The sequence below is a fragment of the Mesorhizobium sp. M0772 genome, from assembly GCF_040320135.1.
In the GTDB taxonomy this organism is placed as follows: domain Bacteria; phylum Pseudomonadota; class Alphaproteobacteria; order Rhizobiales; family Rhizobiaceae; genus Mesorhizobium.
Genome location: NZ_JAMYPB010000002.1, coordinates 164111 through 184609 on the forward strand (window position 1 = coordinate 164111; position 20499 = coordinate 184609).

Annotated in this window: 17 protein-coding genes, 2 tRNA genes and 2 pseudogenes; 12 read left to right on the forward strand and 9 right to left on the reverse strand. The window is 63.1% G+C overall.

Features of this window, described 5'->3' with window-relative positions; translation table 11 throughout:
* Window positions 1–31: 31 nt before the first annotated feature.
* Window positions 32–364, reverse strand: a complete 333-nt coding sequence (locus NKI06_RS02265; RefSeq protein ID WP_023669132.1) for a lipid-A-disaccharide synthase N-terminal domain-containing protein — start codon at window positions 362–364, stop codon at window positions 32–34.
* Window positions 357–1091: a glycosyltransferase family 2 protein gene (locus NKI06_RS02270; RefSeq protein WP_023690217.1), complete on the reverse strand. Its 735-nt coding sequence runs from the start codon at window positions 1089–1091 to the stop codon at window positions 357–359. The genes NKI06_RS02265 and NKI06_RS02270 overlap by 8 nt, the downstream gene beginning before the upstream one ends.
* Before the next feature lie 254 nt (window positions 1092–1345).
* Between NKI06_RS02270 and tyrS the strand changes: the two genes are divergently transcribed.
* Complete coding sequence (gene tyrS / locus NKI06_RS02275) at window positions 1346–2599, forward strand: tyrosine--tRNA ligase (protein WP_352983793.1); 1254 nt, start codon at window positions 1346–1348, stop codon at window positions 2597–2599.
* A gap of 17 nt (window positions 2600–2616) precedes the next feature.
* Here the strand turns inward: tyrS and NKI06_RS02280 are convergent, their stop codons facing one another.
* Window positions 2617–6003 (reverse strand): hypothetical protein, encoded by a 3387-nt coding sequence (locus NKI06_RS02280; RefSeq protein ID WP_352983796.1) that lies wholly within the window; start codon window positions 6001–6003, stop codon window positions 2617–2619.
* A gap of 184 nt (window positions 6004–6187) precedes the next feature.
* Here NKI06_RS02280 and NKI06_RS02285 point away from each other — a divergent pair, with 184 nt between their 5' ends.
* The 3 genes and pseudogenes from NKI06_RS02285 to NKI06_RS02295 form a co-directional block, all read left to right on the forward strand.
* Complete coding sequence (locus NKI06_RS02285) at window positions 6188–6655, forward strand: peroxiredoxin (protein WP_023822410.1); 468 nt, start codon at window positions 6188–6190, stop codon at window positions 6653–6655.
* Window positions 6656–6819: 164 nt separating this feature from the next.
* Entirely contained in the window at window positions 6820–8097 is a 1278-nt protein-coding gene (locus tag NKI06_RS02290) for a M23 family metallopeptidase (RefSeq protein ID WP_352983799.1), read from the forward strand.
* 162 nt (window positions 8098–8259) lie between these two features.
* Window positions 8260–8519, forward strand: a pseudogene (locus NKI06_RS02295) (ABC transporter permease); the annotation flags it as partial.
* Between the two features lie 47 nt (window positions 8520–8566).
* On the opposite strand, the gene NKI06_RS02300 reads toward NKI06_RS02295, so the two are convergent.
* Window positions 8567–9748 (reverse strand): M24 family metallopeptidase, encoded by a 1182-nt coding sequence (locus tag NKI06_RS02300; protein WP_352983801.1) that lies wholly within the window; start codon window positions 9746–9748, stop codon window positions 8567–8569.
* A gap of 212 nt (window positions 9749–9960) precedes the next feature.
* Here NKI06_RS02300 and NKI06_RS02305 point away from each other — a divergent pair, with 212 nt between their 5' ends.
* The 5 genes from NKI06_RS02305 (at window position 9961) to NKI06_RS02325 (ending at window position 14908) form a co-directional block, all read left to right on the forward strand.
* A complete protein-coding gene (locus tag NKI06_RS02305) occupies window positions 9961–11127 on the forward strand; it encodes an ROK family transcriptional regulator (RefSeq protein WP_023694099.1) in 1167 nt (388 codons plus the stop codon).
* The gene (locus NKI06_RS02310; RefSeq protein WP_023669142.1) at window positions 11124–11888 is read left to right on the forward strand and encodes an ATP-binding cassette domain-containing protein; all 765 of its coding nucleotides are present in this window, start codon (window positions 11124–11126) and stop codon (window positions 11886–11888) included. Before NKI06_RS02305 ends, NKI06_RS02310 begins: the two co-directional genes overlap by 4 nt.
* Window positions 11889–11929: 41 nt before the next feature.
* Window positions 11930–12970, forward strand: coding sequence for a sugar ABC transporter substrate-binding protein (locus tag NKI06_RS02315; RefSeq protein ID WP_352624530.1), 1041 nt, complete (start codon window positions 11930–11932; stop codon window positions 12968–12970).
* A gap of 158 nt (window positions 12971–13128) precedes the next feature.
* Entirely contained in the window at window positions 13129–14124 is a 996-nt protein-coding gene (locus NKI06_RS02320; RefSeq protein WP_352624528.1) for an ABC transporter permease, read from the forward strand.
* A 13-nt stretch (window positions 14125–14137) separates the two neighbouring features.
* Window positions 14138–14908 carry an SDR family oxidoreductase gene (locus tag NKI06_RS02325; protein WP_023690227.1) on the forward strand — a complete coding sequence of 257 codons (771 nt, stop codon included), beginning with the start codon at window positions 14138–14140 and terminating at the stop codon, window positions 14906–14908.
* Here NKI06_RS02325 and NKI06_RS02330 read toward each other — a convergent pair whose 3' ends face one another.
* Window positions 14909–15730: a M15 family metallopeptidase gene (locus NKI06_RS02330; protein WP_352511300.1), complete on the reverse strand. Its 822-nt coding sequence runs from the start codon at window positions 15728–15730 to the stop codon at window positions 14909–14911.
* 87 nt (window positions 15731–15817) lie between these two features.
* Between NKI06_RS02330 and NKI06_RS02335 the strand changes: the two genes are divergently transcribed.
* Together NKI06_RS02335 and NKI06_RS02340 are read left to right on the forward strand one after the other, a co-directional pair.
* A complete protein-coding gene (locus NKI06_RS02335) occupies window positions 15818–16381 on the forward strand; it encodes a hypothetical protein (RefSeq protein ID WP_352983806.1) in 564 nt (187 codons plus the stop codon).
* A 530-nt stretch (window positions 16382–16911) separates the two neighbouring features.
* On the forward strand, window positions 16912–17772 hold the full coding sequence (locus NKI06_RS02340) for a toll/interleukin-1 receptor domain-containing protein (RefSeq protein ID WP_023739412.1): 861 nt from the start codon (window positions 16912–16914) through the stop codon (window positions 17770–17772).
* A 42-nt stretch (window positions 17773–17814) separates the two neighbouring features.
* Here NKI06_RS02340 and NKI06_RS02345 read toward each other — a convergent pair.
* Window positions 17815–17890, reverse strand: a tRNA-Val gene (locus NKI06_RS02345).
* 217 nt (window positions 17891–18107) lie between these two features.
* Between NKI06_RS02345 and NKI06_RS02350 the strand changes: the two genes are divergently transcribed.
* A tRNA-Asp gene (locus NKI06_RS02350) sits at window positions 18108–18184 on the forward strand.
* Window positions 18185–18229: 45 nt separating this feature from the next.
* On the opposite strand, the gene NKI06_RS02355 is transcribed toward NKI06_RS02350, so the two are convergent.
* The 3 genes and pseudogenes from NKI06_RS02355 to NKI06_RS02365 form a co-directional block, all read right to left on the reverse strand.
* Window positions 18230–19171, reverse strand: coding sequence for a site-specific integrase (locus NKI06_RS02355; protein ID WP_023669149.1), 942 nt, complete (start codon window positions 19169–19171; stop codon window positions 18230–18232).
* Window positions 19172–19408: 237 nt separating this feature from the next.
* Complete coding sequence (locus NKI06_RS02360; RefSeq protein ID WP_023690232.1) at window positions 19409–19699, reverse strand: hypothetical protein; 291 nt, start codon at window positions 19697–19699, stop codon at window positions 19409–19411.
* Between the two features lie 261 nt (window positions 19700–19960).
* A pseudogene (locus NKI06_RS02365) lies at window positions 19961–20173 on the reverse strand (nucleotidyl cyclase domain-containing protein); the annotation flags it as partial.
* Window positions 20174–20499: the final 326 nt, after the last annotated feature.

Consider the following 20499-nt stretch of genomic DNA (forward strand, 5'->3'; position numbering starts at 1 on the left):
CGGACAGACTGAATTCGGCGGGACTGGTGGCTCAGTCGACCTTGGTCATCGCCGCCTTGCGCTCATTGGCGATGAGCCATAAATTTCTGACGTAGATCACCATGCCCATGGCCTGGCCGGCGATGAACACCGGATCCTCACGCTGGATGGCATAGACCAGCAGCAGCCCGCCGCCGAACAGCGAGAAGAACCAGAAAGCGATCGGCACTACGCTGCGCTTGGCCTTTTCCGAAGCGATCCACTGCACCAGGAAGCGCATGGTGAAGAAGAACTGGGCAACGAAGCCGAGCAGAACCCAGGCGTCGAACTGCTTGACGAAAACCTGGTGCAGCCAGGTCGCCAATTCCTGAAACACGTTAGCCATGCGTGATTTCCTCTACCTTTGGCATTCTGCGGCGCCGGCGCCGAAGCCACCAGACGCCGGCGAGATCGAGCGCGCCCTGCAGGCCGCGATCGAAGATGCCGTAATTCGACTTGCCGTGGCGGCGCGAGCGGTCGACGACGTCGCAATGGACGACGCGGTAGCCTTCCTGGATGACCAGGGCCGGAACGAAACGATGCGTGCCGTCGAAGAAGGGCAGTTTGCGCAGGATATCGGTGTGGATCGCCTTCAGGCCGCAGCCGGTGTCGCGGGTGTCGTCATGCAGGATCGCGCCGCGCAGCCAGTTGGCGAAACGCGATGCCAATTGCTTGATCTTGCTGTCGCGGCGCTTCAACCGCTGCCCCTGCGCGGCGCCGAAATCGGGCCCTGCCCGACGCAGCGCATCGACCAGCACGGGGATATATTGCGGGTCGTTCTGGCCGTCGCCGTCGATGGTGGCGATTATCGAGCCGCGCGCCGCCCAGGCGCCCGAGCGCACCGAAAGCGACTGGCCGGCGGATTTTTCGTGCCGAAGCTGCCGAAGCGGAAACGGACGTTTGGCGGCTTCAGCGGCAAGCACCGAAGCGGTGTCGTCAGTCGAACCGTCATTGACAACGATGATTTCGAAGTCGCGCCCGGTCATCGCCGCCTCGATCTCGTCGATCAGCAGCGGCAGGTTCGCCGCCTCGTTGCGGCAGGGAATGACGATGGATATCAATGCGTCCGGCATATCGCGTCGGGCTCTGTCACAAGATATGGCATTCGGTGGATGCCGTGCGGTGCCGTTCCAGCGGATCGAACCCGTTGGCGCGGCGCCTCATTACGCCAGCCGACAGGATGAAGCAAGCATGCGCGGCAGTGCAGAATAGGCTGTCCATGCCGGCGCAAAATCGGAAACCACTTTTGCTTGACGCGCTTGGATGCTAAACGCCCGCGTTCAGGCCATGCCGGGCCGTTCGGACCCGGCGCTTTCAGGAAGAAACAATGCCCGCCTTCAAGTCCGATTTCCTGCGCGTCATGAGCGAGCGCGGCTTCATCCACCAGATTTCGGATGAGACCGGGCTGGATCAACTTTTCGCGAAGGAAACCGTGACCGCCTATGTCGGCTACGACGCCACGGCGACCAGCCTGCACATCGGCAATCTGATATCGGCGACCATGCTCTACTGGATGCAGGAGACCGGCCACCGGCCGATCGCACTGATGGGCGGCGGCACCTCGATGATCGGCGACCCGTCCTTCCGTGACGACCAGCGCAGCCTTTTGACGCCCGGGGCGATCGCCACCAACATCGAGGGCATCAAGCGAATTTTTGGCCGCATCCTGCGCTTCGGCGACACTGGCAACGACGCCATCATGGTCAACAATGCCGACTGGCTGATGAAGCTCAACTATGTCGAGTTCCTGCGCGATGTCGGCCGCCACTTTTCGGTCAACCGGATGCTGACCTTCGACAGCGTCAGGCTGCGGCTCGAGCGCGAACAGTCGCTGTCCTTCCTCGAATTCAACTACATGATCCTGCAAGGCTATGATTTCGTCGAGCTCAGCCGCCGCCACGACTGCCGGCTGCAGATGGGCGGTTCGGACCAGTGGGGCAACATCATCAACGGCGTCGATCTCGGCCATCGCATGGGCAGGCCGCAGCTTTATGCGCTGACCACGCCGCTGCTGACGACATCGTCGGGCGCCAAGATGGGCAAATCGGCCAAGGGCGCGGTGTGGCTGAACGGCGACCTCTTCTCGCCCTATGATTTCTGGCAATACTGGCGCAACACCGAGGATGCCGACGTCGAGCGCTTCCTGAAGATCTTCACCCGGCTGCCGCTTTCGGAGATCGCGCGGTTGGCCGCCCTTGGCGGCTCGGAGATCAACGAGGCCAAGAAGGTGCTGGCCACCGAAACCACGGCCATCGTGCACGGCCGCGAGGCGGCGCAACAAGCCGAGGAGACCGCGCGCAAGACCTTCGAGGAAGGCGTGACAGCCGAAACGCTGCCGACCGTGGAAGTGGACGGCGCCGCGCTGGAAGCCGGCATCGGCATCCTGTCGCTGCTGGTCAGCGGGGGCCTTGCCGGGTCCAACGGCGAGGCAAGGCGTCACATACAGGGTGGCGCCGTGCGCCTCAACGACCAGCCGGTGGCGGACGACCGGCGGATGGTGACGCCTCAGGATTTGAGTCCGGAACAGGTCGTAAAGCTTTCAGTGGGCAAGAAAAAGCACGTGCTTGTGCGGCCTGCCTGAGCCGTCTTCTGGGATCCTCAGCGATACTCGAAGATCGACCGGAAAATGCCCGGCGCGATTACCGATAGCGGGTTGATGTCCAGCACCGGCTTGTTGGCGTTGCCCTTAAGCCGGTAGGTGACGCCGATCAGCCCGCGGTCGCGGCCATTGCCGAGCAGCGCGCCGACCAGCGGCAACTCGCCAAAGATGCGGTTGAGGCCATAGGCCGGCATGAAGGTTCCGGTCATGTCCATATTGTTGTTCTGGTCGTAGAGCGTGCCTTGGAAGGTGGTGCCGATGCGCGGGCCGCGCAGCACGCCATTCGCCAATTTCAAATAGCCCGACCCCTTGTCGATCTCGGTAAAGCCGCGCTCGAACTTTACCCGCGAAGTGTCGATCTTGCCCTTGACCGCTTCGTTCAGGCTGCGGCTGTCGCCGGCTGGCGTAGTCGATACTATGGACGCAAGCTTCGGTTCATTGACGATGAAGAAGTTGCTCGAATCGACCTGTCCCCGCATCGGGCCGTCGGCTGCGCCGCTGAGCGCCAGCGTGATCGATCCGCCTTCCATATGCTCGTAGATGTTGAGGAAGCGCAATATGGCGCCTGCGTCGGCCGACTTCATGGTGAGCGCGCGAGCACCATTGCCTGCCGTATTGCTGATGGTGATGGCGGCGCCGGAACTTGCCGCGGCGCTGACCTTGAGCCTGTTCACCCTGGAGCCGGCGGCACTGTAGTCGAGCTTCAAATTGGACAGGACCTCGTCATGGAACCCGCTTAGCGAATTGACGTCGGCGCTAACCGAAACCGCGTCCGTGCCGGTGGTTTTGGTGGCGGTATCGACATCGGAGGTGAACTGCTTGATCAGCGAGCGGGCATCGAGCGCGTTGCCGCTGACATCGACTGCGAAGCCCTTGCCCGACCGCTTCACCGTCACGGCGACATCGTCGCCCCGGTTCAAGGCGACTTTGCTGAAGCGGGCCGAAGACAGCGCGCCCTTGACCAGGACGACATCGCCTTCGACCGAAAAGCTCTTTCCGTCGAGGTCGAAGTCGGACAGCGTCGTGGTATCGCCGGACTTGCTCATGGTAAAAGTGGCATTGGCGGGAATGCCCGGCCCCTTGCTCCAGCCTGCCCAGGGAATGTCCAGCCTGGCGCTCGTCAGGTCAACGTCGACGTTCTGGCTGCCGCCTTCGCCGCTCTTGTCGATTGCCACCTTGATGGTGCCGGAAATCAGCGGCGACAGGCCAGGCATGGCGATGGCGCGCGTCTTGTCGTCGAGCACAAGCGCCACCTTGCGGCTGCGCGGCGGGCCGCCATCCCTGAGCGGCTCGACCAGATCGAGCTGGGCTGGAATGCCGTTCAGCCGCGCCTTGGCAGAGATCACCGCCTTGTCAGGCCCGACTTCGATCGAACCGTCAGCATCGGTCACTATCTGGCCTTCGAACGGCTTGGCGAGCGACAGGTCCTTGTAGTCGAGCGATACCAGCCAATCGAGCTTCGACGTGTCGACGCCGGATTGCAACGGAATGTCGGCCTTGACGTGGCCGGTCACCGTGCCCGACAGGTCGTCCGGCAAGATGCCGACATGGCGCATGGCGTTGATCGGTTCGTAGGAGGCAAGTTCGGCGATGGCCGGCGCCTCGCCGGCGACGTCGATGTCGAGCGCGCCGATCACCGGCGGGTGGTTTGCCGCCTTTACCGACAGTGTGCCATTGCTTGCCGCCACGGTGCGGCCGCTCGGCATATAGACGCTGCCCGACGACAGCGCGACGTCGACATCGTTGCCGTGGAAGGAAACGACGCCGACGGCATCGCGTATCGGCGGGATGCGGCCGGCGGTGTCGAAACGCGAGCCCTCGACCTGGAAGCGGCCGAACACCTCGTCGGCCGAAAGCGGCACGCCGTTGCCGAGACGCCCCGGCACGACCTGGAACTGCAGGCTGGCATCGACGACGCGGCCGCCAAACAGGTTCTGCAGCACCCACAGCCGCGCGTTCTTGGCCGAGAACCAGGGCCACAATTGCTTGACGTGCGAGACCGCCATGTCGTGGACGTTGAGCGACACCGAGATACCCGGCGGTCCGTTGTCGATGAAGGAAACCGCAGCGGTTCCCAGCACTTCGCTCCCCGATCCCGACCTGATGCCGATCTGGTCGGCGACAAGCTTGCGGCTCTTGATCTGATAGACGCCGGCGATGCGGGCGAAGAAATTCAGCGCCGGCTCGGGCGATTCCGAAGGCGCCAGCGTCGAGCCGTCGCTGGTCAGGTCGTAACGATAGGAAGGCTCCTCGCCGGCCGCGCCGGTCGACGGCTTTGGCCCGATCGAGCCGGCGAAATTGAACGCCGAGCGCCCGGTCTTTAGAACCAGCCTGCCGACATCGATCTTGTTGGAGCCGGAGACAAGGGCGGCGTCGACATCGACATCGGCCGGCAACAGCCCGCGTGTGCCGAGGTCGAGCACCGAGCCGGTTAGCGATAGCGAGCCCGTCAGCCGCGAATCGGTCTCGCCCGAGCCTTCGGATCCCGTGAGCTTCAAAGCCATCGCGCCGGTTCGCCCGCCGGCCGCCGGCGTTGTCTCCGCGACGTCCGCCATGTCGATGGCGGCGTTCAAGGCGGTGACGCGCATCGAGCTCGTATCGCGGGTGGCGGTGGCCGTGACGGTGAGCGCGCGGCCATCGACATCCGCCTCGGACGAGAACTCCACGCTGCCGGGGCCCGACTGCAGCACCGTCGCGTTGGCGATCATGACCAGCTTGACCGATCCGGCCTCGGGCAGCTCGAATGCGACATTTTTGAGATCGATGCGGCGCATCGAATCCTCGCGCACGGCATCGAGTGCACGATTGACGTCACTGAAGACGGCGGCGGCCAGTTTTTCCGGATCGATGAGACCGTCTTGATTGCGCAGGCGCGCTGTCCAGTCACCACCCGACGGCATTGCCGCGGTGACGATATGGGCGTCGGAAATCCTGGCGCTGGTCAGCCGAACCTCGCCCGAAAGCAGCGGGATCAGCCGGATGCCGAAGCGGACGCGCCCGGCATCGGCCATCGGCTTGCCGTCCGCCGTCTCGACGCTGACATCCTTGACCTGCAGCGCAATGAAGCTCGATCCGTCAAGTGTCAGGCTGGCAGGACCGACGGCGACTTTGACGTCGAAACCGGCCAGTTTCTCGATCGCCGTTTCGGCTTCCAACCGCAGCCGTTCGTTGCCGATGCCGGTGGCGCCGATGACGTAGACGGCGGCCGCTGCCAGCAGCACAAGGGCTCCAATGCCGGCAAACAGCCGGGCAAGGATGCGAAAGCCGCGGCCGATCCGTGCCTTGCCGAGCGGCGGCACGCGGCAAGCGGACGGGAAAGCCCCCAGGTCGGTGATCTCGTCACGCCTGAACCGGATTTTCTCGTGCTGCGGTTCTTCCTGATCCACGCAATTTTCCGTTGTGCGAATTCGATCGTGGACGAATCCCCGCCCGACACTATAACGACGCAGGCTAGAGCATGATGCCGAAAAGTGTGAGGCGGTTTTCTCGGACAAACGGTTTCCGTTTGTCCAGACATCATGCTCTATCTCTTTGATTTAGGGCCGCGTAACCTCAAACAAGGGCATCGATATGGCTGATCTCGACGTTGGCGACGTTGCGCCGCAATTCGATCTTCCGCGCGACGGCGGCGGCTCGATCAGCCTTGCCTCGATGCGGGGGAAGCCCATTGTACTTTATTTCTATCCGCAGGACGACACCACAAGTTGTACCAATGAGGCGATCAGCTTTTCGCAGCTGAAGCCGGAGTTCGAAAAGGCCGGCGCCGTGGTGATCGGCCTGTCGCCGGACAGCGTGAAGAAGCACGACAAGTTCAAAACCAAATACGATCTCACCGTCGACCTGGTTGCCGACGAGGAGCGCAAGGTGATCGAGGCCTACAATCTGTGGGTCGAGAAGACGATGTATGGCCGCAACTATATGGGCGTCGAGCGGGCGACGTTCCTGATCGGCAAGGACGGGCGGATCGCCGGGATCTGGCGCAAGGTCCGGGTGAAAGGCCATGCCGAAGCAGTGCTGGAGGCGGTCCGCGCGCTCTGAGGCGCCACCGATCTGGCCAACGCCGCGCAGTGCATTAGGGGCATAAGACATATATGCGGTTGGCTGACACCGTTGGTCACTAGCGCGCCCGCGACGGCAAAACTTTGTTAACCCTAATAATGTGTAATCGGGCTTCGTTGGTGTCGTAACGAAAGCTTGGTCCCGTGAACCTAACCGGTCAGTCAGCGGTCTTCGGCAGGCGCAAGGAGCCGCATACGGTCATCATTGCGCGGGGCAATGAAATACGGCATTTCACCATCCGGCCGTGGCTCGTCGCCTTTCTCGGCTCGGCACTGGCGGCGATCGCCATCGGCTATCTCTTGGCGACCTCCTATCTCGTACTGCGCGACGATCTGATCGGCGCCACCACGGCCCGGCAGGCGCGCATGCAGCAGGCCTATGAAGATCGCATTTCCGCATTGCGCGCGCAGGTCGACCGCATCACCAGCCGCCAGCTTCTCGACCAAAAACTGATGGAAACCAAGGTCAGCGAATTGATCGAGCGGCAGAGCCAGCTCAGCCAGCGCCATGGCCGCCTCGGCCCGATTCTCGAGCGGGCCGAAAACGAAGTCGGCACGCCGGCCGCCGCGGATGTGGCGGCAAAACCCGACGAGCATGCCGAATTGACCGGCGGCGAGCCACTCGCCTATTCGGTCGCCAGCCTTGGTTCGGGCGACACGAGGCCATTCTCGCTGTGGTCGACACGTTCCGATCCGCTGCCCAGCGAAACGGCTGCCGACCGTGCCGACAAACTGTTCGTCACAATCAACGAATCGCTGAAGAACATCGAGAGCCAGCAGCTCACCCGCATCGAAACCTTGGCCGACAACGCCTACAAGAACGCCGATGCCATCACCCAGGCGCTGGAAGCCGCCGGTCTGCCGGTCGACAGTGATTTCGGCAAGAACGAAAGCGATGTCGGCGGACCGCTGATCCCGCTTGACAGCTCGATGATGTTCGACAGCAAGGTCAAGGAACTGGACGAGGCGCTGGATACGCTCGACCAGTTGAAGAAAGAGGCGCGGCGGCTGCCGCTCGCCAACCCGGCGCCGGGCCACTCCGTCACCAGCCCGTTCGGCGTGCGCACCGACCCCATCCTCGGCACCGCTGCCCTGCACTCGGGCATGGATTTCCGCGCGCCGGTCGGCATGGCGGCCAAGGTCACCGCGGCCGGAATCGTCACCAAGGCCGGCTGGAACGGCGGATATGGCCGCATGGTCGAGGTCGATCACGGCAACGGCTTTGCCACGCGCTACGGCCATCTGAGCGAGATCGACGTTGCCGTCGGCCAAAAACTCGCGGCCGGCGACATCATCGGCAAGACCGGCAGCAGCGGCCGCTCGACCGGCCCGCACCTGCACTACGAGGTCCGCCACAATGGCGAAGCCATCGACCCGCTGCGCTTCCTGACCGTGGGCAAGAAGGTCGAGCAGTATCTGTAGGGTCAAGCCAGGCGGCTGGTTGCACGCCCCCGCCTCCTTCACCCGTTGTACCATCCTGTTGTTTGGCAATCCGACATCGCGTGCTCCGGCGTCGTGATCGTTGACTCACGCCCTGCGGCGTGAAGTTTCTGCAAGCTGGAAACCCTCTGAGGCACGCGCCCAGAAGTGTTTTGGAGCCTGCGGCTGCCGCGCGCTTTGCCGATGCTGTTCTCATCGCTGAGGATTGCCTCGGCCACCGCCGTGATCGGCGCCGTTGTCGGCGAATGGATCGGCTCCGACCAAGGACTTGGCGCGCTGATCATCCAGGCGTCCTTCAACTACCAGTCGGACCGCCTCTACGCGGCGATGTGCTGTCATCGGGCCTGTCGATCGTCCTGTTTTGTCTTGTGGTGCTGATCGAGCGCCGGACGATCCAATATTGAGCAGATGCGTCAGGCGGGTCGCGGTGGCGTCCGTCGTGGCTGACCGGTCACGATTTGACGTGGATGTCTCGCGGGAATTTGGTCAGCGTCTCATGGCCGGTCTCGGTCACCAGAATGGTCTCGCTGATCTCGATGCCCCAGCCATCCATCCACATGCCAAGAATGGAGTGCACGACATTGCCGGGTTGCAGCGCGGTCTTGTCGCCGGGCCGCAGGCTGATCGTGTGCTCGCCCCAATCCGGGGGATAGGCGACGCCGATGGAATAGCCGATGCGCGATTCCTTCTTCAGTCCGTAGCGTTGGATAACCTTGCGCCAAGCGGCCTCGACCGCTTCGGCTGTGGTCCCCGGTCTGACCGCGTCGAGCACCGCATCCATGCCGTCGATCACCGCCTTTGCGGTGTCGGCGACACGGGCCGGCGTCTTGCCGAGCTGCATCGTTCGGGCGAGCCCGGCGGCATAGCGGCGGCAGACGCCGGCAAGTTCGAGCGCAATCGTCTCGTCCTTTCCGAACCGCCGGTCACTCCACATGATGTGCGGAGCCGATGCATTCTCGCCGCCGAGGATGGTCGGCGGAAGCGCCGTGATGTCGCCGGCGAAGTCCGGACTGCCGGCAATCTGCGCCGCCTGGATCGCGGCAATCGCATCGCATTCGCGCACGCCTGGCGCGATGACTTCGAAGGCCCGCGAAACCGCCGATTCGGCAAGTGTCGACGCCTTGCGCAGATAAGCAATTTCGGGCGCGGATTTGACGGCGCGGATCCAGTTCACCAGCAGATCGGCGTCGTGCCATTTCGCATTGGGCAGGCCGGCGACGAGCCGGGCATGCGCCTTCGGCGAGAAATAATAGGCTTCGAGCTCGATGCCGATATGTCTCGCGCCCCAGCCCTTGGCGACGATCCAGGCCGCTATCCAGTCCATCGGATGGCGATCGGCGCGCTGCACGTGGTCCTCGGGGAAGCCGACCACATTCTCCGGCTTCATCCAGGCCGTCAGCAAGCCGCCTGCCGCATCCATAATGCGGCCGATCCAGACCGGCTCGGCCTCGTTTTCGATCGGGACAAGCACGACCTGCGGCGTGTAGAACGACCAGCCGTCATAGCCGGTGATGTAATGCTGGTTGGCGACATCGTTGACGACCAGCAGTTCCAGCCCACGCGCCGCCATCTCGGCGCGGATCTTCTTGAGCCGCCGCTGGTACTCATCGCGCGCAAAAGGCAATTCGATCATCGGTTTTCCTGCTGGATCACTGGTCGGGCGAGCCCCGCGCCCGCCTGACGTCATTCACCATTGCGGTGGTTTCAGCCCGGCTGCAATCGGCCAGCGCGGCGCATGGGACAGGTCCTGCACCGCGTCTGGGAACCATTCCGAATTATTTTTGAATTCCATTTGACTGAATAAATTGCCTGTGCAAGTCTTAGCCTTCCTAAAGGGCGCGGGACATGGCACTGCGGGGAACCAATCAGGAGTTCGGGCGGCCTTACAACCGGCGCATCGTGCTGGAGTCCATCCGCCTTCACGGTCCCATAGCTCGCGGCGACATTGCCGGCCGCGTTGGCCTCACCGTCCAGACCGTATCGACCATCGTTCGCGAACTCGAAGAGCATGGCTATGTGCTGTCGCTGCGCGAAGAGCCGCGCGGACGCGGGTTGCCGCCGGCGACGCTCAGGATCAACCCCGAGGGCGGCTATGCCGTCGGCGTCCACCTCACCCCGCTGGGGATCGACGCGGCGCTCATCAATCTCAGCGGCGATGTCATCGAGAGCATGCATCGCGAGGCGCCGCATGCGACGCCCGACCATGCCTTCGAGCTGATCGGCGCGATGGTGCCCGAGCTGACCGCGCTGCGGCCCGGCGGACGCGTGCTCGGCATCGGCATGGCGCTGCCTGGACCGTTCGGCGTGGAGTCGATGAGCTTCGTCGGCCCGACGACCATGGCCGGCTGGAAGGATGTCGCGCTGCCGGAACGGCTGGCGGCGTCGACCGGGCTGCCGGCCTTCTTCGAAACCGACATGGCGGCGGCGGCCATGGGCGAACGGCTTTACGGTCTCGGCTCCGGTTATTCCGAATACTACTACCTCTATTTCGGCGTCGGCCTCGGCGGCGTCATCGTGCATGACGGCGCGGTGATGCGCGGCGCCTGGGGCAATGCCGGCGAAATCGGACACATCCCTGCCGTTCCCGGCGGCGAGCCTTGCCCATGCGGCAACAGCGGCTGCCTCGAACGGTATCTCTCGCTCGAAGCACGTCGCCGCCGCAACATCAGCGACGCCGCCTGGGTGGCCGAGATCGCGCCGATCTTCCGCAACGCCATCGTCACCATCGAGAATGTGTTCGACCCGGAAACCGTCATCCTCGGCGGGCTTGCGCCCACCGACCTGCTCGAAAAGCTGGTCGGCGCGGCGGGACAGCTTCCCAATTCGGTCTCGGCGCGGCGCGACCGCAAGACACCGCGCGTGACGGTGGCGACCGGCGGCAAGCATTCGGTGCTGCGCGGCGCTGCCGCATTGGCCGTTTCGGGCGTGCTGTCGCCGCGCTTCGGCCAGATGTTCATTGCCGAGCGCGAGCGCCGGTCCGACCTCATGCACAGCAAGGGAGTGGCGGCATGACCGAACCGCTGCTGGTACTCGAAAACGTCACCAAGAATTACGGCGCCATCCATGCGCTGAGGGGCATCAGCTTCTCGATCGGCAAGGGCGAAGTCGTGGCGCTGCTCGGTGACAACGGCGCCGGCAAGTCGACGCTGGTCAAGATCATTGCCGGCGGCCTCGAGCCGAGCTCCGGCCGCATGCTGTTCGAGGGCAAGGAGTTTCTGGCGAAGACGCCGGCCGAGGCCAAGGCTGCCGGCATAGAGACCGTCTACCAGGACCTGTCGCTCTGCACCAATGTCGACGTCGTCGCCAATTTCTTCATGGGCCGCGAAATCACCCGCAAGGTTCTCGGTGTCCCCATCCTCGACGAGCGCGCCATGGAGGCCGTCGTCGGCAAGGCGCTGGCAAGTGCCGGCACCCGCATCCCGTCGCTGCGCACCAATGTCGAGCATCTCTCGGGCGGCCAACGCCAGGCCATCGAGCTCAACCGCTTCGTGCACTGGGGCGGCAAGCTGGTGCTGCTTGACGAGCCGTTCGCCGCCCTCGGCGTCGAGCAGACCAGGCGCGGCCTCGAGATGATCCGCCAGGTGGCCAACCAGGGCATCGGCGTCGTCATCATCACCCACATCATGCAACAGGCTTTTCAGGTAGCCGACCGGATCGTGGTGATCCGGCAAGGCGTCGTGGCCGGCGATGTCGCGCGCAACAAAACAAGTCCCGATGCGGTGATCAACATGATCACCGGTGAGACGCTTGCCGGTGCCGGACCGGCAGGTTGAGGGACAAAAGAGGGGTCCGGTATAAAAGAGGAGCGAACGACATGAAGCGAATACTGGTTCTTGTCTTCGGTATCCTGGCACTGGCTCTTGCCTCGCTCACGCCGGCAATGTCCCAGACCAAGGGCACCGTCTATTATATGGTCCCGACCCTGCTCGATGAATTCCAGACCGGCTCGGTGAGCGCGCTGGAGCTGTTCCTCAAGCAGGTCGGCTATGAGGTGAAAACACTCAACGCCGACAACAAGACCGACGCGCAGCAATCGCAGATGAACGACGTCATTGCGCTGAAGCCGGCGGCGATCATCCTGGCCGCCGTCGATTTCAACGCGCTGAAGCCGTCCATCGAAGCGGCGCGTGCAGCCGGCATCCCGGTGGTCGAGTTCGACCGCCAGATCACCTCGACCCCGTCCGATTTCACCTCGGTGGCGGGCACGGTCGAGATCGGCTACGTCGCCGCCGAGCAGGCGCAAAAGCTTCTGACCGCCAAGAACGGTTCGGTGAAGGGCAAGATCCTGCAGGTGCTCGGCGATCCCGGCGATCCCTACACGCTCGACATCCAGAAGGGTTTCGAGGAGAAGTTGAAGGCGTTTCCTGACGTCAAGATCATCTCGCTGCCGGCCATGCAATGGGAAGCCAGCAACGCCGGCACGATCGTTGCCGACCAGATGCTCGCCAACCCCGACATCGACCTGATCTTCAGCCATGCCGCGCACCTGTCGGTCGCAGCCGTCGCCTCGCTCGAGGCCGCCGGCAAGAAGCCGGGCGACGTTCTGCTGATGAGCTCGAACGGCGCTCCGGTCGGTCTCGACCTGATCCGCAAGGGCTGGCTCAATGTCGAAGTCGAGCAGCCGCTCTATGCGCAGGCCGCGGCCGTGGCGATGTTCATGGACAAGATCGCCGGCAAGCAGGAAATCAAGCCTGGCGAGTATGACGTGCTCGGCTTGAAGTCGACCGTGACCAAGGAGAGCTGGGGCCCCAACATCAAGATCCCGGGCGCCGCCATCACCAAGGAAAACGTCGACAATCCGGCCTTCTGGGGCAACCAGAAGCCGCCGACGGACACGATCAAGTCTGTCGAATAGTCGCCTAGCGAAGCGCTCCGGGCCATTGCGGCCCGGAGCCTGCCCATTCACGACGCCGCGTCCCAGGACACCGTGGCGAACCTAAACCCGCGCCTGAACCCGACGAAATCGAGTTGATTTCAGCCTGATTTTCTCGGGGGCGCCAACCGGATCAGCCCATGAACCCGCGCAGCCGCAAAGCCCTGGAGTTCGTCCTCGACAACCTCGTCTGGTTCATGCTGATCTTTGTGCTGGTTGTCTTTTCCATCTTCGTCCCGAACTACTTCCAGCTCGGCATCTTCGCCAACATCATCGAGGCCTCGAGCGTTCTCGGCGTGATGTCGATCGGCCTGTCGCTGGTCATCATTGCCGGCCATATGGACCTGTCGGTGGAATCGGTGGCCGCGCTCAGCGCCATGGCGGTCGGCATCCTGTTCTGCTCATCGGGCATCGGCATGGGCATACAGCTCAATCCGCAATGGCTGATGGTTCCCGTTTCGCTGCTCGTTGCGCTGGCCGTCGGTGGCCTCATCGGCGTCTTCAACGGCTATCTCGTGGTCAAGGTGAAGATGAGCGCCTTCATCATCACGCTGGCGTCCTACATCTGGGTGCGCGGCCTGGTTCTGGTGATTTCCGGCGGCCGCTCGGCACAGGATCTGGCGCCGGCCATCCGCTGGTTCGGCATCCAGCGGCTGGCGGGCCTGCCGCTGACCGCCTGGATCGCCGTCGCCTGTTTCGTCCTGTTCTCGCTGATCATGGCCAAGACGCCGTTCGGCCGCCACCTCGTGATGATCGGCGGCAACGAGACCGCGACCTTCCGCGCCGGCATCCGCGTCAACCGCAATCTGATCATCGCCTTCGTACTTGCCGGCGCCATTGCCGGCCTCGCCGGCTGGCTGCTCGCCATCCGCACCTCGGGCGCCACCGCCAATCTCGGCACCGGGCTGTTGTTCAACGCCTTTGCCGCGGTCGTCATCGGCGGCGTCAGCCTGAAAGGCGGTGTCGGCACCTTGCCCGGCGTCTATGCCGGCGTGCTGCTGCTCTCCTCCATCAACACGGCAATCAACCTGATGGGCCTGCCGGCCAATTTCACCCAGGTGATCCATGGCCTGCTGGTGCTCGCCGCCGTGCTGCTCGACGCCTTCAAGCAAACCATTCGCCAAAGACTCGCATGACAGGACAGCTCACATGACCGGACGGCTGCAAGACAAGGTCGCGCTTATCGTCGGCAGCGCGCGCGGCATCGGCAAGGGCATTGCGCTGCGCTTTGCCGAGGAAGGCGCAAGGCTGGTCCTGGCCGACAGCGAGGCCGAAGCCGGCCAGGCGACCGCGGACGAGCTCGGCGCGGATTTCATTCGCACCGACATCTCGCAAATGGCCGATGCAGAAGCTGCGGTGGCGCTGGCGCTGAGCCGCCATGGCCGCCTCGACATCGTCGTGCAGAATGCCGGCATCTATCCCTGGCAGCTGATCGAAAACACCAGCCCGGACGACTGGGACCGGGTGATGGCGGTCAATCTGCGCGGCACGTTCAACGCCACGCTGGCGGCGCTGGCGCCGATGAAGGTGCAAGGTTACGGGCGCATGCTCTACACCTCGTCGATCACCGGTCCGCACGTCACCAGCCCCGGCCACGGCCACTATGCCGCCAGCAAGGCCGGCATCAACGGCTTCATCCGCTCGGCGGCGCTGGAATTTTCGGGCTACGGCATCACCGTCAACGGCGTCGAGCCCGGCAACATCCTGACCGAAGCGATCGAGCTGCATCGCGGCGCCGCCTACATCAAGAACATGGAGGATTCGATCCCGCTCGGACGCCTCGGCAGTCCGCGCGACGTCGCCAACGCCTTCCTGTTCCTCGCCTCCGACGATGCCAGCTACATCACCGGCACCACCATCGTCGTCGACGGCGGCCAGTTGCTGCCCGAAGGCAAGGATTTCCGGCTGCTGCCGCCGTGATCAGCCGGATTTCTTGTACAGCAGCAACTCAGGCCGGTACTCGAAGTGCATGGTGTCGTAGTGATACCAGCGCCCGCCCCAGATGAAGCCGTTTTTCTCGAACAATTCCACGATTTCCAGCGGAATCCGGTTCTTGAAGGGAATGTGGGCCTTCGGGTTGGTTTTGTTCCTGTTGTTGTACCAATAGTCGGAGAAGCCGACATTGATATCGAAGGCCGCTCCGAACGAGTGAACGCTCAACCGGTCGGTGCCGGCGATCGGCCGCCAGACAAAGCCGCCGCCGGGCTTGAGCCCGTAACGGCTCAGCTCCGCGGGCATCGCCTCAAGCGCAGCGGAGACCTTGCCCAGCCGGTCGTTGATGCCGAAAATCCTGGTGACCTGCACGGTCTTCTTGCCGAGCTTCGGCAACCATTTGACGTTGGCGATGTGCTTGCCCACCTCGGCGGCACTTGCCCCGTAGAGCTTCTCGAAGAAAGGTTCATTGCGGATACGGCCGGGATCGAAATCCTCCGCCGGGACCAGCGCGCCCTCGGCTGCTCCGGGATAGACATAGCGAAACATGTCTTCGATGTCAGGGCTCTCCAGCAGCGCGTCGGCTTCGCGCGCCTTGCCGTCGTCCCACACCATCGTGGTGCCGTCGGTCCAGGTCAGTACATTGCCCGAAATGGTGAACAATCCGGGATAGACCTTGAGCAAGGCGGCCTTGGCCGCCGGCTGGTCGACGCCGTCGCCCGCATTCCCTGCATAGGCGAAGCGCCCAATACCAGAGATTGCCAATGCCAATAGCAGTTGTAACATCAGCCGCCGTGGATGGTCGATCATTGTGCTGCCTCCGCGAGGGCTTTCATTCATCGTGCATTTAACAAGGCAGCTGTACCATGCTGGTCGAATCGAACGGGAGACAAAATCATGTCAAAAACCTTCACTGCTTTGATCCGGATGACGTTTACATTCATTTGCCTGGTCGGCCTGGCCTCGTTCGTTTCTATCCTTTTCCCCGCCACCGCGTCGGCCCAGCGCATGCAGAAATGCGCCGATGAAGGCGGCACGTGCCGCCTGCCCTACCCCTCGGAAGTGGTCTACGGCGCGCGCGGCCAGACCACCTCCCGCTTCTTCGATCGTCGTTCCGTGCCTTGCTCGAATCGCGTCTTCGGCGACCCGGCGCCCGGCCGCGACAAGGCCTGCTATATTGCGAGGCGCGATAGCGGTAATGATTATGGTGACAACGACGACGACAATTACGGCAATGATGACAATTACGGCGATAATGATTACGGCCAGGGCCGCGGCAGATGGGTGGCTTGCGCCTCGGAGGGGCGGTTCTGCGAGTTCCGTGGCCGCAAAGTGGTGAGATACGGGGCGCGTGGCCAGTACGTCCAGGGTGTATTCAGGAACGGCGTCACATGCAGCGTCGACGCCTTTGGCGAGGATCCCATCCGCCGCGTGAAGAAGAACTGCTACGTCAAGCGATAGGCTAGCGCGCCGGGAAAGAACGGCGGGTGCGGCTCATTGCGGCCGCGCCCGGCATTCGGGATATGCGGGCCGGGATACGGTGGGCGATGACGGGCTCGAACGCCGACATCTTCGCTGAGAACGCTATCGTCAACTCGACCGCTGTGAACCCTTATCGCGGCACGGTGACACGGCACCTACGCCGATATCGAAGCCGTATGCGAACAACGTCGACAAGTACACGCTTGCCCGCATCGGCGAGCCGAAACAGGAAGAAGTGGCGGAGCCGATCGTCGCGGGCGTGGGTCGAACTTGCTCTGCAGCTGCCGTCCAGACGGAAGACATTTGTGTATATTCCGCTTTGGCGACGCGCCGTAATGGCCTCTTGTACTTAGTCCACCGTGCGACGCGAAGGGCCGGTGCATTTGTCCTCTGGCGAGACATGAAACGGACTGCACCCGCAGTAATGGCCAGTCTATCGCCAGACTAGCTGCGAGGTCACCGCTCATGCTATTTTGGGGCCTTCTCGTTCATGTGGGAAGAGGCAGGCCTTGCTTGGCGACGTATTCATCAACTACCGACGGCAGACCGATTCCGGCGTGGCGGGCCGCGTCTACGATAATCTGAACCGCGCGCTTCCTGATGCATCCATCTTCATGGACGTCGACAAGCTCAACCCCGGCGATGACTTTGAGGTGGCGCTTGCCCGCAGTTTGGCCAGCTGCAAAATCATGCTGGCGATCGTGGGGCCGCAGTGGGCCGCGCTTACCGATGAGCAGGGCCAGGTTCGGCTGGAGTCCCCCGACGACTTCGTGCGCAAGGAGATCCGTACGGCACTCCAGGCTGGGGTGCGCGTCATCCCCGTGCTCGTCAACGGCGCCAGCATGCCAAAGAAAAGCGCCTTGCCACCCGATCTGCAGGACCTGGCCAAGCGTCAAGCCATGGAGGTCCGCCACGAGCGCTTCAACGACGATATGGCGGCGATTGCGTCGGCGATAGCGAAGCCAGCCGCGCGGCGGCCGAGGCTCTGGCTGCTGTACGGGCTGGCCGCGATGATCGCGCTCGGCATCGGCGGGACAACGGTGGCGTTGTGGCCGAGGCCCTCCCCTTTGCCGTCGCCTATCGAGCCCGCAGCGATCGAGGCCAAAGGATGCAAGGAAGGATTCGTCTGGCGATCGGCGATCTTCGGCGACAGCGTGTGCGTGAGTCCTGCCGACTACGGCGAGGTGCAGGCCCAGAATGCAAATGCCCGCAACAACCGTTCGCCGACCGGCGGACCTTACGGCGACAGCACCTGCCGCGACGGCTACGTCTGGCGTGAAGCGTTCGAGAGCGACTTGGTCTGCGTCACCCCTTTCGAACGCGACAAGGCCAGGAAGCAGAATGCCGACAACGCGTACAACCGGATATGAGACCGTAACTCCGGGCAAGCACCGATTTATCAAGAGCTTGAGTGGTGGGCGATGACGGGCTCGAACCGCCGACATCTTCGGTGTAAACGAAGCGCTCTACCAACTGAGCTAATCGCCCGCTCCGGCCGGACCTTTAAGCGGTCGCAACCGGCTTCGCAAGGCCAAATGAACAGCTGCGAGCTTAGCCGCACAGTGGTTTTCGCGGGCAAAGTGCGCCCGTCAAAAAACCTTCTCCTGTTTGCGTTTATGCTGTCCAGCTGCGCTTGACACCCGGTGGCGAACCCCTTATCCACCGCCCCAACGACGAACACGGCTGACACGTGCTCGTCCAATGCGCGGGTGTAGCTCAGTTGGTTAGAGTGCCGGCCTGTCACGCCGGAGGTCGCGGGTTCGAGCCCCGTCACTCGCGCCATTAATTTCAAGGGGTTAGCTACCGCCCCTTGAAAAGTTTCAACTCTCATTCTGCGGAGAGTTTCAACTTTCTGTATTCGTTCCGTTCCAGGCCAAGCAGCTTTCTGCCCTTGCGGCGGCTGGCGTCAGCTGAGCGGACGGCGGCCAGATTGACCGGCATATAGGTCTTCTGCAGCGCCTTGTTCCCGTCGATCGAATTGCCCATCTTGGCCGAGATTGCCTCGACCGACGCGCCTCCGGCATTTGCCTCGACCGCGCCGGAACGCCGCATGTCCATCAGCCGCCGCTTCTCCGATGTCCCGAACACCAGCGTGCGCAGATCGGCAAAGTCGTCGACCAGAGAATCCTTGGTGTAAGGCACGCCGGCGCGCGGCCGGCCGCCCTTCGGGCCCGGCGCGAAACCGCGCGAGCGAAAGATCGGCGCATCGTCAAGCAGGGTGACGCCTAGTGATTCGACATAGGCCAGCACCAGGCGCTGCGTGCGTGACGACAGCGTGCCGAAAGCCGCCTCGCCACTCTTGCTGCGTGCAATCAGAAAACCCCATTCCTGTGCTGTCTGCATTGCCTGCGCCGGTGTGAGCGTGCGCACGTCGACGGGTGAGAAGCTCGTGTCCCACGCAACGGCGATGACGCAGGCCAGTCCGCGGTAGCCGGCGCGCCAGGCGCCCTTGACCATGCGCACCGCCTCGCCTGCCGTCCAGGTCTGGTGGCGCGGTGGTGGCGTCTGGCGGCGGATCGCCTGCGATGGGTCGGAGCCGGGCGGGCATAGCTTCATGCCGGCCATGACATTATAGAGCGAACGCCACGTCTTTACGGCACGGTAGGCGATGTCGACACCTTTGACCCGGAGCAGACGGCCATACCAGTCGTCGAGCAGCTCGAGGGTGATGTCGGCTGGCGGCAGGTCGGCGAAGTACGGCTCGATGAAGGTCCAGCCGCGTTCCCAATCCTCGCGGGTGCGCGGTGGCTTGCGCTTCCATGCATCCATGCGGCGATAGCGTGCAAAGGCGTCTCCGATGGAATCCTTTGGCCATACATGCAGGCGCGACGGCTCCCTGCCCTTGCGGAGTTCCTGCCAGCGGTCTTCCCACTCCCTGGCTATCGTCCAGCCTCAGGCCCGTCGATTCCACAGGAAATGCATCTGAAGCCAGCTTCGACCATCTTCGGCGTCGGCAGCCAGTAGCCGTACCTGCCCTTACGGATGACGTAGTGCTTCAACTTGATCTTACCCAAGGGTCGCCAGCCTCGCTCTTGCAATGTCAATGCTAGACTGCCCGCCGGATCCCGATCCTGCAAGACCCGAGCGTCGATCGAGCCAGGAGTCGATCGCAACCATGTCGTAGTTGCCGGTGATTGGGCAGGCCTTGGGAAAGCCTTGATCCTGCAACGCGGGCAGCAATTCCATGAATTCCCGCAGCGTCAGGTGGAGATAACGCGCCGCCTTGACCGCCGGCACGAGCCGCGGCTGTACCGGGAAGCGGATAGATGACGGTTGTAATGTGTGGGTTTGGCTCATGGCACCAAAACTCTATCCACCGTCCATCGGGACAGCGGATGGGCGCTTGTCGTTGAGCGGGTGTGAATTTCGCCCGTGTCAGCACCTCCGCCGCACAGCATGCGATTTTCCTACTCCGTGATCTCGTTATTCCTGCATCGAGGGTGAATGAGGCTTAGAATAACGGCCTTTTTCCCCCATGCCTATTCGTCCAATCCTTAATTCGCAGAATCGGCGGCCACAGGGCGAGAATACTTATAATCGGCGGCTTCAAAGCCGCTACGCCCGGGCAACCCGGATACCCTCGGCGATGTTGACGCCACTACCTATCAGGTCGCCATCGTGCTCCTGCACGACGTCACCCAGGTGAATGCCAATCCGGAACTCAATGCGACGATCATCGGGCACCCCGGCATTGTGCTTAGCAATAGCGTTTTGACGCGCGCAGCGGACTGCTTCCACAACGCTGCTGAACTCGACGAGGCTCCCATCGCCGCGATAGACAGACGCGAGTGTTGCCTGCCGGTCGCCTGGACTGCCCCCCGCGCTCCCGCCCCACACAGGATGCCGGCAAGCAGACGCTGAGCCAGGCGCCTCCTCTCGGCTCGGGTGGAAATTGGCTACAGTGACAGGACACAAGCCTGCTCCGCCACTTACTCGACGCTGCTGAGGAAGGCAGCTTTGCCGCTGTCGCACGAGACTGCGAAGTTGTTTCCCCCTTCGTCGCCCGACGCGTCGCTGCTCTCATAATATCCTCTTGAAAGGCCCCGATATTCCCGAACTGGACGGCCGATGTTGCGGGCCAAAGAGCGTTAAAAAAA